Raw genomic sequence first — 16,796 nt, 5'->3', positions numbered from 1 at the left:
GATTTATTATGAGAATTAATATATTAGAAGTTGAAACTTCGAATAAAATTGCTGCAGGTGAGGTGGTAGAACGGCCATCATCTGTAGTAAAGGAATTAGTTGAAAATAGTATAGATGCAGGTGCTAAAAATATTACTATAGAAATATTAGAGGGCGGTCAAAAAAATATAAAAGTAATTGATGATGGCTCGGGTATTCATGTGGATGATATAGAAAAAGCTTTTTTACCTCATGCTACTAGTAAAATAAAATATGTTGAAGACATATATAAAATACATTCATTAGGGTTTAGGGGAGAAGCATTACCGAGTATTGCTTCAGTATCTCGGACGTTATTGAATAGTAGAACAAAAGAGTCCCCATTTGGCATGGAAATATCTCAGTCATCGAGTGATGTACTATATATTAAAGAAGTTGGATGTAATGTTGGGACAACAATAGAAGTTAAGGACTTGTTTTTTAATGTACCAGCAAGACAAAAGTTTCTAAAATCACCACAAAGAGAATCAGCTTTAATATCGGATATTTTAGGAAGACTTGCCCTGGCTAATAATGAGATTTCTTTTAAATTGTCAAATAATGATAAAAAGGTATTTTCTACTTTTAGTTCTACGCAGCCTCGTGACACCATTAGATACATATATGGCAAAGAGGTTGCGGATAATATTACGAGCTTTGAAAAGTATAATGACGTAATGTCCGTACATGGGTATATTGGTAATGCTTTGATAAGTCGTGGAAGCCGTAATAGGCAAAGTATTTTTGTTAACAAAAGGTATATTAAAAGTGGTTTAATTACAGCTGCGGTGGAAAATGCTTTTAAATCTTTTTTGACTATTAATAAATTTCCGTTCTTTGTTATATTCTTAGACATTTTCCCGGAATATATAGATATAAATGTTCATCCACAGAAAACTGAAATTAAATTTCAAGAAGATAAAGCAATATTTAAGTTCGTTTTTGATGCAGTTCATACAGCCATTGCTGATAGTCTAAGAGGCAATTTTGATGTTACAGAAGATGATAATAAAAATAATGATAATAATGAAAAAAGAAATGAGAATGAAAATAATAGTGCAAAAGAAGTTGAAAAAAACACCATAAAAAAAGATGTTTATGATTTTAATAGAATAATTATAGATGAAAAAGTCAAAGAAGAACTGGAAAAGAGTGTTCAAATTCCAATAGACTTTAAATATAAAAGGCAAAACAATGAAAATGAAGCTTCTAGTTTTATGGAATCTTCTTATGCTCATTCAAGCCTTCCAAAAGTTACAAGTAATTCAGGCAGTAAATTTGCAAGTGGAGTGCAAAGCACAAGTGAAAATGTCAAAGAAAGTGGTAATATTAATCAGGAGACGGGTGAAATCACAACATCAAACGAAGTATCTAGAATTTCAAAGTTTCCGGAACTTCGAATTATAGGACAATTTAATAAAACTTATATAATTGGTGAGGCATATAATGAACTTTACTTAATTGATCAACATGCAGCTCATGAAAAAGTATTATTTGAGACATATAAAAAAGAAATTAAAAACGCCCAGGTGGTGTCTCAAATTTTATTAGTACCAACTGTAATAGAACTAAGCGTGGATGATTATGCTTATTATAGTGAAAATGTAGTTGTGTTTAATAATACTGGTTTTAATATTATTGAATTTGGAGAAAATACAATTAGTATAAAGGAAGTTCCTATAATACTCGGAAAACCAGATATTAAAAATCTTTTTAATGAGATATTAGATAACTTAAAAAATATGGGTAGTGGTGAAACAATACAAATTAAATATACTCGTATAGCAACGCTTGCATGTAAAGCAGCTGTAAAGGCTAATAATCTGTTATCAGATTTAGAAATGAATAAATTAATTAATGATCTAAGATACATTGATGAACCTTTTACTTGTCCACATGGAAGACCTACAATAATAAAAATTACACTTAATGAATTAGAAAAAAAGTTTAAAAGAATACAATAGAAAAGGTGAAAATATGAAAGATTTATTTATTTTAGCAGGGCCTACAGGTATTGGCAAAACAGAAATATCTATAAAACTTGCACAAGAGCTAAATGGGGAGATTATATCAGCTGATTCAATGCAAATATATAAATATATGGATGTTGGATCTGCTAAGATTTCATTTGAGGAGATGAGGGGAATTCCTCATCATTTATTGGATATAATAGAGCCAAGTGTTGCTTTTAGTGTAGCCGATTTTAAAGAAAGATCAGAGAAGGCCATTTGCGATATAACTGACAAAAATAAACTCCCAATGCTCGTTGGTGGAACTGGGTTTTATATAAATTCTTTAATTTATAATTACAGTTTTGCTGATACAAATAAAGATGACTCATACAGAGAGTATCTTACAAAACTTGCAGAAGAAAATGGGAAAGAATATGTCCATAACTTACTTAGAGACATTGATGAAAAAACATACAATAAACTATATCCTAATGATTTGAAAAGAGTTATTAGAGCTTTAGAAGTATACAAGGTCAGTGGTAAACCTATGAGTGAGTTTGCAAAGGAGCAAGACATTTTGGATATTCCTTATAATGTACATTATTTTGTATTAAATATGGATAGACAGAAATTATATAATAGGATAAATTTACGCGTAGATATTATGATGAAAAATAATTTAGTTGATGAAGTTATAAAATTAAAGAAAATGGGCTATAATGCAGATATGCAGTCAATGAAGGGTATAGGTTACAAAGAGATATTATATTACTTAAATGATGAAATATCCTTAAATGAGGCTGTAGAGAAGATTAAACAAGGAAGTAGAAATTATGCTAAAAGGCAACTTACTTGGTTTAGAAAAGATCCAAGAGTAAACTGGATTAATAAAGATGATTTTAGTAGTGATGATGAGATTGTAGACTACATAAAGAGTAAATTAATCCTTTTGAATTAGTATTAATGAGTGCTTTTTATAAAATTAAAATACAATTGTGGAGGAATATTTGTGAGCAAATTTACTAATAATCTGCAAGATATATTTTTAAATGAGGCAAGAAAGACTAAAATGCAAGTTACTTTGTATCTGATAAATGGTTTTCAATTAAAGGGAAATATAACTGGGTTTGATACGTTCACTGTAGTATTAAACTGCGACGAGAAACAAATGATGGTATATAAACATGCTATTTCTACGATAACTCCACTTAATCCAATATTACTAGGGAGTGAAGAGATTTAAAGTTATAGTATGTTATTTAATCATCTCCTGCGGAGCTGCATATTAACGACTTCAGAAGGAGAGTTATACTCCCACTGAAGTTTTATTTCTGCTAAGATAGTTAATTCCCACTTATAGAAGTGGGAGACTTTCCTTCTGAAATGTCGTTAAAGGCCTAAGGTTAGAGTAAACTAGCTTGAGGCTTTATTTTTTAAAATGGTTATTCATACTATAAATATTAAATATGAAAGAGGTAAATGATGATAAATGAAAATAATATTAAAACTTTAGGAACACATAGTGGCAAATTTCATGCGGATGATGTTATGGCTACAGCTATACTTAGATTATTATTAGGAGATATAAAGGTAATCAGAACAAGGGATGAAGAGGTACTTAAAAAATTAGATTTTGTTTATGACATATCTCTTGGGGAATTTGATCACCATCAGTTAGATAAAGAAATAAGAGAAAATAATATTCCATATGCCGCGTCAGGCCTAGTTTGGAGAGAGTTCGGTTCTAGAGTAATACAAAAGTTTAATTCCGAGTTTGATGAAGATGATATAATATCAATTTTTGATTATATTGATAAAACTTTAGTGCAGGGAATTGATGCTATAGATAATGGCATAGATTCTAAATCGGAATTTAAAGTAACTTCAATAAGTGATATTATACAAAATTTTAATCCTACATGGGATGATGACTCATCCAAAGATGATGCATTTGAAGAAGCGGTAGGATTTGCAATTGTTGTTATAAAACGAATAATAAGTAGACAAGTTTCTGTTATAAAAGCGAGAGATATAGTAAATAAGGGTTTTGAAAATAGAGAGGTTAATGAAATAATGGTTTTGAAAAATGGTTGCCCTTGGCTTCAGCAGCTATTTAAAATAGATATAAACAGTGAGGTATTGTTTGTTATTTCGCCTGGGGATAATAACGCGGAGTATAAGATCCAAACCGTAAAGAAAACTTCAGGGACTTTTGAAGCAAGAAAAGATTTAGTTGAGTCAATTAGAGGAAAATCAAGTGAGGAGATAAATTCAATAATAAAAATAGATGATGCTATCTTTTGTCACAAGGCAGGGTTCATAGCATCAACTAAAAGCCTCACGAGTGCTCTAAAAATAGCAAAATTATCAATTTAAAATTTATATAATGAACCCAATAACAATTAAGTGTTATTGGGTTCGTTTTTTATATAATAATTAATTAAGAGCTACTTTAACATCTTTTTATGTCTAAATAATGACGTTTTATGTCTTAAATATTGAATTGTATATATTTATAAAATATTATATAATAAGTAACGGATATTGAATTATGCTATTTAATGAAAATATAGTAAAAAGGAGTAGATTGCTATGAAAAAGAAATTATCTTTAATATTTATCTTTATTTTTATACTCTCTATCGTTGGGTGTTCAAGAGCTACAACTACTACAATAAAACAAACAAACCCTGTTAAACCAACTGTTGTAGCTGCACCTGTAATTAAAGCTAAACCAATTGAAAGCGCTGCAATACCTGGGTTTGATAATACTACTGATATTAAACCTTATGGTAAGAGTATCCCAGTTCTAGAGTACCATTCAATTAGCTATGAAAAAGGTAATCCCATTTGTATTCCGATTAAAAAATTTGAGGAGCAAATGAAATATTTAAAGGATAATGGTTATTATACTATAACACTTACAAATTTGTATGAGTATCTTATGAATAATACCCCAATACCTAGAAAATCAGTAGTAATTACTTTTGATGATGGATATGATAATAATTATACTGCTATGTTTCCTATCCTAAAAAAATATAAATTTAAAGCAACAATTTTTGTTATTACTTCTCTTACTGATGTACATAGCAACATGCTAACATCTAAACAACTTATTGAAATGGACAAATCTGGTATAGATATAGAAAGCCATACTGTACATCATGATAATTTAAAATTAATTTCTAAGGATAACCAACTAAAAACGTTAAATCAATCTAAAAAATATCTTGAAAAAACATTAAATAAAACAATAAATTTCTTTGCATATCCTTATGGTGGGTACAACAAAAGTGCAATTGAATCATTGAAAGAAGCTGGTTACAAAATGGCTTTCACCACTGAAAAGGGCTGGTCATCTAAAAAGAATGGTATATTTTCATTACATAGGGTATGGATAAGTGCTTCAGATAGTACGAAAGTATTTAAAAGTAAAATTTCTAATCCTAGAATAGATTAAAGCACTCAACTTATTAACACTAAAAGAACATTTGCAATTATGAGAGGAGACTATAAATGACTCCTCTTATATGCAACTTTGAATATTAATTATCTTTTTTATTTTCTAATTTGTCTAAAATAATATCTATCTTCTTCTCCATACTCTTACTTCTATTAACAAAATCTTTAAAACTTTGTATTGCTTTATATATTCCTATTATAAATGCAACTAATATAGCAATGTTAACAAGTGTAAAAAAAATTCTTAAAAGGTTAATTTCCATATCAATCCTCCTTTCTATCCATTCCATTAAATTGTATAAGTTATATCTGCAGCTATACTAAAAACATAACCACTCCCAACATCCCACAGCTGCTGCCAAAACTTTTATAACCTTCCTTATCAAGTATTGAACCTGTTGATCCCAGTCAACCTGAAGTAGTTTTTACTTTTCCATCATTTAAATATTTAAATGCAATATCAGAAATCAAATAAAGATATATTTAATTATACCATAATTACCATGAATTGAATGTTGTTTCATTTTAAAGAATGTTCGATAGCATCAATGTGAAGGTAATATAATTGGAAACGGTTTGTAACAACTAGATATTTAAACTGCATTTCATATGAACTAATTAGTATATGATACATATTACATTGACACACATAGTAATATGCGCTAAAGTATAATTACGAGGTGAAGATAATGGATAAAATCAATATCAGTAGTGAATTAATTCGTGGTAACATTGATTCGATAATACTTCGAGTAATATGTGATGGAGATAACTATGGATATGAAATCATTAAAGCTATTTCAAAAAATAGTGAAGGCGAATACGAATTAAAAGAACCTTCATTGTATACAAGTTTAAAGAGGCTTGAAGCACAAAAACTTATTGAGTCTTATTGGGGAAGTGAAAGTCAGGGGGGCAGAAGAAAGTATTATAGGATTACAGAACTTGGTAAAGAAAATTATGAAAAATCACTTTTAGCTTGGAAGATAGCAAGAGATTTAATAGATAAACTTATTAAAAGGGAGGTATAAGGGGGATGAATAGTTTAAAAAATCATGTTGATAGTATTTTTAGCAAGTATAAATCAAGTAAACAGATTAACGAGTTAAAATATGAGGTTTTAAGTAACCTTGAAGCAAAGGTAGCCGATTTAACTGCAAATGGTATGGATCACAACGAAGCTATTAAAAAAGCTAAAGGAAGCATTAACAGCATAGATTACCTTATTGACGGGAACAGAAAAGTATTTATAAATAAATATAGTCTTGAATATATGCAAATAGTTTTACTTTATTCTATAATAGCATGGATAATAACAATACCTGGTTTAATTATTAGAGTAGGATTTATATTAAATATATTTCTTTTTATATGCAGTATTGTAATTGGAATAAAGTATTGCCTATTAAACTCAAAAAAAGAATCTGAGTATCGTAAGTGTAAATCATTTATTAATATACAATCGGCGTTTAAAGCCAGAAAAATTTCTTGGATTATGTGGTTATTGTTTATTGTAGTTTATACTCTTTTTACCACTGCAATCCAGTTTGGAAGTAACATTTGGTTCTCAAGACCCATTAGTATACGAGGTCCATATCAATTTGCTGAATTGGCAATAGGATACGGAAGTCCACTTATTTCAGTCATAATTCCATTGATTTTTAATTTAGCTCCAAAACTAATATTGAAATATGAGGTTGGTGAAGACAATGAAAACGAGGAATAATGTAATAATCGGTTTAGCAATAATGGGGATAGTTTTATTTGGATTGGTTCAGTTTATTGTTATACCAAGGAATAATCAGAAAAATAATCAGTATATGCTGCAGCAGCAAAATCCTATAACACATGACATAAATAGTGTTACAAAATATAGGAATAAATATATGGGTAATTCGAGCGATATAGTTAATATATTTCACAAATTGCCTTTAAGTAATATTAAAATGTCTTTTGAGTTATTTCCGAATAAGTTAACAGCAGAAGTAAAATATAATGATACTGTAGCAAATATTAATGAGAATAAGGTGAATAAAGCTTTGATATACAATTCTACTGTTGCATTTGCTCTAATTGAGAATCTTCAAGTAATAAATTACAACTTTACTGGTTCAGCATATAAAGTCTCACGCTTGGATGTTGAAAAGTGGTATGGGCGAGATTTACCGGGTTTATTAAAAAAAGAGGAATGGAAAAGTAAAGTACAGGATAAGCTTGAAGAAAACAAATATGTTAATGATTTTATAAAAGCAGTATTGATGAAGCGATAACTATCTTGAGGGATACGATTCGAAGTTATTTCAGAAAAAGACAGTAGAAGGGGGGCTATTATAAGATGAAAAAGAGAAGTATTATAATAGGTGGGTTGTTAATTATTCTGTTAACTTTTTTTATTACTGATTTTTATTTAGAAAAAGCAAACAAATCTCCTGTTTTTGCAATTCCGATGGTAAGGTACAAAGATGGAGGATCCATAGAATACTATGGTTTGGGCTATAAGGTAATAAAGTATTCTAATCTAACTGGCTCGGAGATAAAAATGGATTTTGGTACTTGGTTTATGAAATTTTCACCACCTAAATATAAAATTATTGAATTAAAAAAATAGAGTATTTAAGATTTATGAGCACTTATGACTTGTTATTTTTGTACTCGTACTTGTATTTTAATAGAAACATATAGATTGAAGTAAAAGAAATCAATGAGATAAATTAATGTTGAACTTGTAACTAACCTCATATCTAATATGGGGTTAGTTAGCGTACAGCTTATACATGTGTAAAAAAGAATTCTTTATGAAGGGTTAGCATAGTTACGTCGTCAAAAATGTAATTAGATAAGCCTGTTTTTTTTTGGCTTTTATTTTAAGGCTTAAGCAAGGTTCATTAATATAAATATTTTAGTATGCGCTTTTTACTCACGAAATTAAATGCTGGGAAATGTATACTTATAAATACGAACACTCCCATAATATTAAATCATAGAAACACTCAGGTCATTGATACTTTATGGAGAATTAATTAAGCGTTAATTGTAAAAAAATTATCATTAAAACTTGAAAGTGAGGGGAAATGACTATGACAACATTATTAACAGTGAAAGAAGTTACAAAGATTTATGACAATAATCAAAAGCCAGCATTAAATAAGGTTTCTTTACAAATTGAGACTGGAGAATTTATTGCTATAATGGGGGCTTCAGGATCAGGAAAGACTACTTTATTAAATGTATGTTCAACTATTGATACTTTTACAAGTGGAGACATTATTATAAGTGGTGTAAATATTAATACACTAAATGATAATAATGCTACTGATTTTCGAAAATGTAATTTAGGATTTATTTTTCAAGAATATTTTCTACTGGATAGTCTAACAGTTACAGAAAATATAGCAGTACCACTTACTTTACTACATAAGATCCCAGAAGATATTGAATCTTCTGTGCATCAAATAGCCGAACGGTTTGGTATAAGCGATATATTATCTAAATATCCAAGTGAATTGTCTGGGGGACAAAAGCAACGTGTTGCTGCAGCAAGAGCTATCATAAAAAATCCTAGCATTTTGTTTGCAGATGAGCCTACCGGTGCACTAGACTCAAACTCTGCCACAGCGTTGCTTCATAAATTAGAGGAAGTGAACAAAGAATTAAAAACTACTATTCTAATGGTAACACATGATGCGTATGCTGCAAGTTATGCAAGTCGTATTATTATATTTAAGGATGGACAAATCGTTAGAGAATTACAAAAATGTAGGAAGGAAAGAAAGCTTTTCTTTGAGGAAATTTTAAAAGAAGTTGCAAAACTTGGGGAAAACTAAGGATGCAACATTACACGAGGAGGCAATTAAAAATATGAACTTATTAAGTATTGCGCAGAAAAATATAAGAAAGAATTTTTCGTTCTATTCTCTTTATTTGTTTTCAGTATCATTTGTTTTTATGGTATTTTTTAGTTTTATTTCTTTTGCCATGAATGAAGTCATAATGGAACGGATATCTACTGATGGCAGAGTAGAAATGATGTCCAAAGCTGTAGCAATATTAATCATGGGATTTGTATTGTTTTATATGTCATATGCTAACACTTTTTTTATGAAAAGACGAATGAAGGAACTTGGGATTTATTCTTTATTAGGATATAGAAAGTCTACAATGACAAGGTTGCTTTCATTTGAGAATTTTTTTATTTGTATCAGTGCACTTGGCATAGGAATATTTTTTGGAGCATTTCTTCATAAAATCATTATTATAGGGATTGTACATCTTTTAGATTTACAAATAGATGCTTCAAAAATACCGTTAATTAATTTAAACGCTGTTTACGTCGCCAGTGGATTCGTGTTGGTTGTTTTATTTGTTTTATTTTTATCGAATTGGAAATATTTAAAGAAAAGTTCATTACTAACACTAGTTCGATTGGGTAAAAAAGTAGAACAACAAATAAAGGTAAAAATATGGCTAGCAGTATTAGGAGTTATATTATTAATACTTGGTTATGTAACAGCGCTAGATATAACAAGGGGAAAGGATTCGTTTTGGGTTACAGTAGGATTCGGACCTATGGCTATGATCACACTTATATCTGTAGTCGTAGGAACAAGCTTTTTTATACATTCTTTCATTCCTTATGCTATATTAAAATTAAAAAAGAAAAAAGACTATTTTTATAAGGAAACAAATATAATTACAATTCCAAAATTTATTTATCGTATACGATCAAATGCAAAAGCATTAATTATATTGACATTATTATCAGCGGCAACATTGAGTATACTAGGTTCGGCAATACTCTCAATATATTATCCCTATGCTGGCCTATCACGTATAATTCCTGCAGCTATTGAATTCCATATCAAAAGCGCAAATCAGGTAGATAAAGTAATTGATATTGTGAAAAAAACAGTAGGAGGAAAAAATATAGATTATAAAAAAACTTCTTTAATTCAAGTAACTTCTTCAACTGATACTTTGCCTTTTGAATATAGTGCTAAGAAGCAACACAGTTTTGATTTAATATCTAAATCAGATTATATTAATTTGATACAGTTACAAAGGAAAAAGGCATCTATCAAAAATATAAGTGGGAATGATTGTACTCTTGTTAAATATACATATGATAAAAAAAATACAGACATAGGAAAAATATATTCCTTAAATTTTGCAAATCATAAAACCATAAATGTAAATGTAGTGGAAACCACATTGATAAATCCAATTGGATTTGCCAACAGTATGGGAACACTTATTATTTCTGACGAACTTTATGCAAAAACTTCTAAATTGAAACTACATACAAATGAGATTATGAGCGTTTTCGGAAAAAACATGAGAAATAATAAAGAAGTATATGAACAACTTGCCCCTATGTTTAAAAATAATAACAATTTTGCAAGTTCATACCAAAAACAATATGAATACATTAGTGCGAATAGTGTATCCCTTTTGTTAATTACATTTGCTACAGCAATCTTTTTTATTGCTACAGGAAGTATTTTGTATTTTCATAGTATTTCAGGGATTACAAACGATAAAAGAGAGTTTTATATTCTAAAGAAAATGGGATATAAAAATAAAGAAATAAAAAAAATTATTAGTAAGCAAATTTTAGTGTTTTTTAGTATTCCGTATTTATTAGGCGTTATTCATAGCATTTTCGCTTTAGAATGTTTTGTTGCTTTAATACCAAATTTACTAGGGAAAAGCAGTACATTTATATTACCCATACTTGCTTCAATTGGCATATTAACAATAATATATGTTATATATTATATAATTACAAAGTATTCATGTTATAGAATAATATTAAACAATAAGGAGTGAAATTGTGCTTTTCACTCATGAAACACCTAACCGTAATATATTGTACAATTTAAATAAGAATTGTATAATAAAACCAAGATAGTGATTATATTATCAATTTAACTGTGAGGATAAATTTATGAAATCGAGATATCAGATAAAGCAGGTATTTATTTTACTGAATCAATTATTAATAATTTCATTTTTGTGTCATGAATATTTGCGAAATATTGATACGGAAGCGTTTAGTATTATGCCACTTACTATTATTTCATTGATGCTTCTTTATTCCATTTATATACAGTTTATCAACTTGAAGGGAAGTTATGTTTTATCACAATTCTCTAATCTATTATTATTCCTTTCTTGGGTTTTTTTATTACTTAGAAGTAAAGAAAAAATATTTATTTTTTTAGCAACACCATTATATGTTTTTTTACCATATGAAATAATTCAGTTTTTATTGATGTTTATTTTTCAGGATTGTGTTTATAACAATAAAAAGCGAATAAATATTATTTTAAAAATATGCTGTTTTCTAACATTGTTATCTATGTTAAATACTAGACTTTTTTATGTTATGTTTATGTTACAATGGATTTTAAATTTTGTTTGTTTTATTTATGTATTATTTAAAAATAGAAGTAGGTTGTTTTTTATTTTGAAACAAGAGCGTAAAAATTTGATCTCTTCTATCTTTACCATAATCGTTCCATATATAATTTATGTCTTTCTTTTCGCAAAACAATCCAATTACATGGAAAATTGTGGCCTTTATATAATTGTAGCTTTACCGTTGTTTAGTGTTCATGGTATAGTAAAAAAAAATCATAGTAATTTAAATGGTTATATATTAAATTCTAAGATAAATATTTTATTGTCTGTTTGTTTGCTGTGTTTTGCAGTTATTATAGGAATAATATTGCATTTTAGCATATTGAGTTATTTTCTTTTACTGCATTGTGCTGTTTGGTTTGTTTCATTTTACTTAACTTTGCTATATAGTGAAATAAAGCAAAGATTTTTAAATGGAGAAACTAGAAATTCTGAAATGACACAAGAAAATTTTTATATGAACAATATTATACAAATATACAAAGAAGAAAACATAAAGAATGATTTTTCTAATTATCTACATGACGAAGTGTTGCAGGATTTATTATCAATCAAAAACATGATATATAAATTGGACAAACCACAGGTAAAAGAAATAATAGTTGAAACGCTTGAAGCTTTAAACAATTCCATTAGAGAAGAAATGCAAGAATATCATCCTATTATGTTAAAAACTCTTACTTCAAAAGAAAATATTAAAAATTTACTAGAAATGATAAAGGAAACATATCATAGAAAAAAGATTCCTATTTCATTTGTTTGCGATGATAATCTATTTTTGGTAGAACCATATAACTTAATTCTATATCGCATGTTAAGAGAGTTAGTGACAAATGCTTTTAAACACTCAAAATGTTTACAAATAGACGTGTTTTTATCTCAAAAAAAAGAAAAAGTAGAACTTGTTGTAGAAGATAATGGAATTGGATTAGATAATATAGAGAATATCGATATTAAAAATCATAAAGGATTGGCTTCTATTAAAGAGCAAGTACGATTACTTGGTGGTTGTATACGGATAGATTCAAAAAAGCCCTCTGGACTACGGGTTACTATTCAAATTACTATGAGAGGAGACAATTCTTATGAATATTTTATTAATCGATGATCATGCATTATTTGCTAAAAGTTTAGAAATCGTTTTTCAGGATTATAAGGAGATAAAAAGTTTTTATTCTTTGCAAGATATTACACAAGTTACATCAACTATACAAAAAAAACAACCAGATATTATTTTAATTGATATAAATTTAAGCAATATAAGTAATGAAGATGGATTAATAGTTGCTAAATCTATTCTTACTAATTTTCCTGATAATAAAATTGTAATGTTGACTGGTTATGATTTGCCTGTATATCGATATGAAGCCAAAAAAATTGGTGCAAAAGGTTTTATAAATAAGAATATAATGCCGGAGAATCTTTTAAAAATATTAGTTGATATAAATAATGGAAAGAACCATTTTTCAGCAAATGTAAAATATATAGAGAAATTAACCGGGAAAGAAATTCAAATTTTACAGTTATTATGCTATCCGTATAAGCGAAATGAAATTTCTAATATGCTTCGCATTAGTGAGCGTACTATTTCTAATCATATACAGCATATATTTGATAAACTAGAGGTTTCTTCATCATTAGAGGCTGTTATAAAAGGTATCAATCTTGGGTACATCCAACCTAACTATAAAAGCAGTTAAAAAAGATATTTATAATTTCTGAATATAATAGCAATTAATATTATTTTAAATGATTTTAACTAAGTAAACGTATTATCGTCAATTTGAATATTTGCTAAGCTCTTATATGTCATAGTATAATTTTATCTTAGGTTAAAAATTAAAATTATGAGACGTTTTAGGAGATGAAAGAATTATATGGGATCAGATATTATAGTAGGAGTTATAGGCAGTGCTTTAATAGCAATGGGAATAATGGAATTTATAAAAGAAATGACATTACTAAAGATAGAATGTGAAGGAACAAAGATAAAGAATGAAAAAACTAACACATGCAATTGGCCAAAAATATTATCTGTATAATAGTTTCAAGTAAAAAAGTTTAGCGATTACGCTAAACTTTTTTATTTTTTATAATTATAGTAAGTATGTATTGATATGCCACATTAATTGTTTACCATAATCAAGTTTGTGTTTTAGAGTTTTTAAGTTGTCTGACGGACCCATATATATCCTATTTATTCTATATGGGTTATCTAATCTTGAAGTGAATCCTTCATTTGTGGTTAGTCCTAAGTTGCATCCTGCTGCATGGGCTGCTTTGATTGTATTAGTATTATACGAACCACATGGATATGCCAAATACATCACTTTTCTTCCTAATAATTTTTCTAATGATGTTTTTGCAGCCCTTATTGCATTTAGTTGTTTTGCATAGGGTAAGCTGCCCAAATTTTCATGCCAATCTGTATGACTTTCTACTCTAAATCCGTTAATATCCATTTCTAGTAGTTGTTTAGCATTCATTGAATCAGATGTTCTGCCTACTTCATGAGATATCATAAATAGCGTAGCCTTTTGTTTATTCGCCTTTAATACAGGATATGCTAATTTATAATTACTTATATATCCATCATCAAAGGTTATTAGGACTGATTTCGCGGGTAATATAATTTTTTTAGACATGCTATCGTAAAATTGGTCCATTGTTATCGTAGTATAGCCATTTGTTTTTAGATAGTTCATTTGTGAACGAAATGCAGATTGTAAAATTGTTAAATTATTTGTTTTATGAGAGTCAGTTGTTAACATGTGATACATAAACACTGGTATTTGTTGAGTTTGTGTCTTGGCAGGTGCTACTTTACAACTTAAAATTATTATTAATGTTAATACAAAAGCTATTTTGTTTTTCATAAGTTACCTCCAATATAATTTTAGTTTCTTTATGCAAACTACAGTTTAGCCTTACATATATGTGGCTTGTCCACATTTCTATTTTGGTTAAATACACAATTCGTAGTAAGGACATCACCTTTATTCTCTTTTAGGGTTGTCCTTTCTATATATTATCAAAACTAGTCAACTCCAATTCTTAATTATACATCTAAATATGGAGTTATATTGTAAAAATATGTCGTGGTTAGCGATAATCATTCTACAAATTTCGACAATGCATTTAATATGAAACAAAATGCAGTTTATAGAAAAGATCTATAGATTAAGATTGATTCCAAAATGAATTCTAAATTCTGAATATGACCCATTGATACTATGAATTGAAACTGATATTATTAAAATTGAAATAAATGCAATTGTTTTTGCAGTTTTGGAGGGGAATGAAAATGAAAATCGCAACATCACAGATAATGAGAAAGATTGATCGTTATTGTATAGATATTTTAGGGATTCCAGGTATTATACTAATGGAAAATGCAGCACTAAAGGTAATGAAAAATATACCAGAAAATAATAAAAAATTCGTAATTGTTTGCTCTAGCGGGAATAATGGTGGAGATGGTTTTGTTGTAGCAAGGCATCTTTTAAATAGAGGGAATTATGTGGAAGTGTTTTTTCTTGGCTCAGATGAAAATATGAGCGCTGATGCACTGGTAAATTTTAATATCATAAGAAATATGGGTGCAAAAATAATAGAAGTAAATAACAATGATGAGCTTGAAATTTTAAGGGAAAGCATAATTCAATGCGAAATTACTATTGATGCAATTTTTGGAACCGGATTATCTAGAGAAGTTAAAGGTATTTATTCTTTAGCAATTACAATAATGAATGAGAATAGTAAGTATATTTTATCAATTGATGTCCCATCAGGATTTGAGTGTAATAATGGGAAAGTGATGGGGAATTGTGTTAGAAGTAATAAAACAGTTACATTTGAACTTTATAAAAAGGGTTTTATTTCATATGACGCGGAGTCCATTACTGGAGAAATTGTTATTGAGAAGATTGGAATACCAAAAGCTGTAGTGGATAAATTTCATGAGGATGAATACATAATGGATATAGACTTTATTAAAGGGTTAATCAAAAAAAGAAATAAGTATTCACATAAAGGTGATTATGGAAGAACACTTATTTTGGCAGGATCGCCAGGGTTTACAGGTGCTGCGTATATTTCAACTCAGGCTGCTGTCAGAAGTGGTGCAGGGCTTGTTACGTTAGGATGTGATAGCTCAATTCAAAATATACTAAGTGGAAAATTAGTTGAAGCTATGACTGTCTCAACTAATGATGAAATAAGATTAGATTTCTTAATAACTAAAAGTGATTCTATTGCAATTGGCCCAGGACTCGGGAATAATAAGTGCACTTTAAATTTACTAAGTAAAGTTTTACTTAAATCTAAATGTCCTGTTGTAATTGATTCAGATGGTTTGAACGTACTTGAGGGGAACCTTGAAATGCTTAAAAATAAGAAATGTCAGATAGTTCTTACACCTCATATGGGGGAAATGGCAAGAATATCAGGATTTTCGATAGATGAAATAAACAAAAATAAAATAAGCATAGCAAAAGAATTTGCAAAGAAACACAATGTTGTTTTGTTACTTAAAGGATTTAATACAATAATTACAGATGGTGAAACAGTTCAAATTAATCCTACTGGGAGCAGCGCAATGGCATCAGGTGGGATGGGGGACTGTTTGACGGGTATTATAGCATCTTTTATATCTCAAGGCTATGACATAATGACTGCAGCATGTATTGGTGCATACATTCACGGATACTCTGGGGATAAACTTTCAAAGGAAATGTTTTGCGTAAATGCAAATCATATTATAGAGGCACTTCCTTCTATAATAAAAGAAATTCAAGATTTAGAATAATATATTTATATTTTTGCACTTTTGCTGCAACTAAAAGGTTATGAGAAGCGTTTATAGTATGGTATAAATGTGAAATTCTAATCAGTCTTAGGGTATTAACTATTGTAAAACTGATTAGAGTGGTGGGAGTGCATA

The 16,796-nt window shown here is 28.7% G+C and carries 17 protein-coding genes; 15 read left to right on the top strand and 2 right to left on the bottom strand.

Annotated elements, in window-relative coordinates; all coding sequences use genetic code 11:
* The first annotated feature begins 8 nt into the window (after positions 1 to 8).
* The 5 genes from mutL (at position 9) to A7L45_RS12990 (ending at position 5,432) form a co-directional block, all read left to right on the top strand.
* Entirely contained in the window at positions 9 to 1,982 is a 1,974-nt protein-coding gene (gene mutL, locus A7L45_RS13010) for a DNA mismatch repair endonuclease MutL (RefSeq protein WP_084647461.1), read from the top strand.
* Positions 1,983 to 1,995: 13 nt separating this feature from the next.
* The gene (gene miaA, locus A7L45_RS13005) at positions 1,996 to 2,928 is read left to right on the top strand and encodes a tRNA (adenosine(37)-N6)-dimethylallyltransferase MiaA (RefSeq protein ID WP_071613177.1); all 933 of its coding nucleotides are present in this window, start codon (positions 1,996 to 1,998) and stop codon (positions 2,926 to 2,928) included.
* 51 nt (positions 2,929 to 2,979) lie between these two features.
* Positions 2,980 to 3,213 (top strand): RNA chaperone Hfq, encoded by a 234-nt coding sequence (gene hfq, locus A7L45_RS13000; protein ID WP_071613176.1) that lies wholly within the window; start codon positions 2,980 to 2,982, stop codon positions 3,211 to 3,213.
* 236 nt (positions 3,214 to 3,449) lie between these two features.
* Entirely contained in the window at positions 3,450 to 4,346 is an 897-nt protein-coding gene (locus A7L45_RS12995) for an MYG1 family protein (RefSeq protein WP_207647735.1), read from the top strand.
* Positions 4,347 to 4,562: 216 nt separating this feature from the next.
* Positions 4,563 to 5,432, top strand: a complete 870-nt coding sequence (locus tag A7L45_RS12990; RefSeq protein ID WP_071613174.1) for a polysaccharide deacetylase family protein — start codon at positions 4,563 to 4,565, stop codon at positions 5,430 to 5,432.
* 85 nt (positions 5,433 to 5,517) lie between these two features.
* Here A7L45_RS12990 and A7L45_RS12985 read toward each other — a convergent pair whose 3' ends face one another.
* Positions 5,518 to 5,697 carry a hypothetical protein gene (locus A7L45_RS12985; RefSeq protein ID WP_071613173.1) on the bottom strand — a complete coding sequence of 60 codons (180 nt, stop codon included), beginning with the start codon at positions 5,695 to 5,697 and terminating at the stop codon, positions 5,518 to 5,520.
* A gap of 426 nt (positions 5,698 to 6,123) precedes the next feature.
* On the opposite strand from A7L45_RS12985, the gene A7L45_RS12980 reads away from it, so the two are divergent.
* The 9 genes from A7L45_RS12980 to A7L45_RS23245 all read left to right on the top strand — a co-directional run bounded on the left by A7L45_RS12980 (position 6,124) and on the right by A7L45_RS23245 (position 13,896).
* Positions 6,124 to 6,465, top strand: coding sequence for a PadR family transcriptional regulator (locus A7L45_RS12980; protein ID WP_071613172.1), 342 nt, complete (start codon positions 6,124 to 6,126; stop codon positions 6,463 to 6,465).
* 5 nt (positions 6,466 to 6,470) lie between these two features.
* Complete coding sequence (locus A7L45_RS12975; RefSeq protein WP_071613171.1) at positions 6,471 to 7,160, top strand: permease prefix domain 1-containing protein; 690 nt, start codon at positions 6,471 to 6,473, stop codon at positions 7,158 to 7,160.
* Entirely contained in the window at positions 7,144 to 7,704 is a 561-nt protein-coding gene (locus A7L45_RS12970) for a DUF4825 domain-containing protein (RefSeq protein ID WP_071613170.1), read from the top strand. The genes A7L45_RS12975 and A7L45_RS12970 overlap by 17 nt, the downstream gene beginning before the upstream one ends.
* A gap of 65 nt (positions 7,705 to 7,769) precedes the next feature.
* On the top strand, positions 7,770 to 8,042 hold the full coding sequence (locus A7L45_RS12965; RefSeq protein WP_071613169.1) for a hypothetical protein: 273 nt from the start codon (positions 7,770 to 7,772) through the stop codon (positions 8,040 to 8,042).
* A gap of 469 nt (positions 8,043 to 8,511) precedes the next feature.
* Complete coding sequence (locus A7L45_RS12960; protein WP_071613168.1) at positions 8,512 to 9,258, top strand: ABC transporter ATP-binding protein; 747 nt, start codon at positions 8,512 to 8,514, stop codon at positions 9,256 to 9,258.
* Positions 9,259 to 9,292: 34 nt separating this feature from the next.
* Positions 9,293 to 11,260, top strand: a complete 1,968-nt coding sequence (locus A7L45_RS12955; RefSeq protein ID WP_071613167.1) for an FtsX-like permease family protein — start codon at positions 9,293 to 9,295, stop codon at positions 11,258 to 11,260.
* A 118-nt stretch (positions 11,261 to 11,378) separates the two neighbouring features.
* Complete coding sequence (locus tag A7L45_RS12950; RefSeq protein ID WP_071613166.1) at positions 11,379 to 12,962, top strand: ATP-binding protein; 1,584 nt, start codon at positions 11,379 to 11,381, stop codon at positions 12,960 to 12,962.
* Positions 12,940 to 13,554, top strand: a complete 615-nt coding sequence (locus tag A7L45_RS12945; protein WP_071613165.1) for a response regulator transcription factor — start codon at positions 12,940 to 12,942, stop codon at positions 13,552 to 13,554. Before A7L45_RS12950 ends, A7L45_RS12945 begins: the two co-directional genes overlap by 23 nt.
* Positions 13,555 to 13,731: 177 nt before the next feature.
* Complete coding sequence (locus A7L45_RS23245) at positions 13,732 to 13,896, top strand: hypothetical protein (protein WP_169829597.1); 165 nt, start codon at positions 13,732 to 13,734, stop codon at positions 13,894 to 13,896.
* A gap of 54 nt (positions 13,897 to 13,950) precedes the next feature.
* Here the strand turns inward: A7L45_RS23245 and A7L45_RS12940 are convergent, their stop codons facing one another.
* A complete protein-coding gene (locus A7L45_RS12940; RefSeq protein ID WP_071613164.1) occupies positions 13,951 to 14,730 on the bottom strand; it encodes a polysaccharide deacetylase family protein in 780 nt (259 codons plus the stop codon).
* A 428-nt stretch (positions 14,731 to 15,158) separates the two neighbouring features.
* Here A7L45_RS12940 and A7L45_RS12935 point away from each other — a divergent pair, with 428 nt between their 5' ends.
* A complete protein-coding gene (locus tag A7L45_RS12935; RefSeq protein ID WP_071613163.1) occupies positions 15,159 to 16,661 on the top strand; it encodes a bifunctional ADP-dependent NAD(P)H-hydrate dehydratase/NAD(P)H-hydrate epimerase in 1,503 nt (500 codons plus the stop codon).
* Positions 16,662 to 16,796 lie beyond the last annotated feature (135 nt).

The sequence above is a fragment of the Clostridium estertheticum subsp. estertheticum genome (assembly GCF_001877035.1).
Taxonomy (GTDB): domain Bacteria; phylum Bacillota; class Clostridia; order Clostridiales; family Clostridiaceae; genus Clostridium_AD; species Clostridium_AD estertheticum.
The sequence above is the reverse complement of the archived record's forward strand: the minus strand, read 5'-3'. Positions and strand labels throughout refer to the sequence as shown.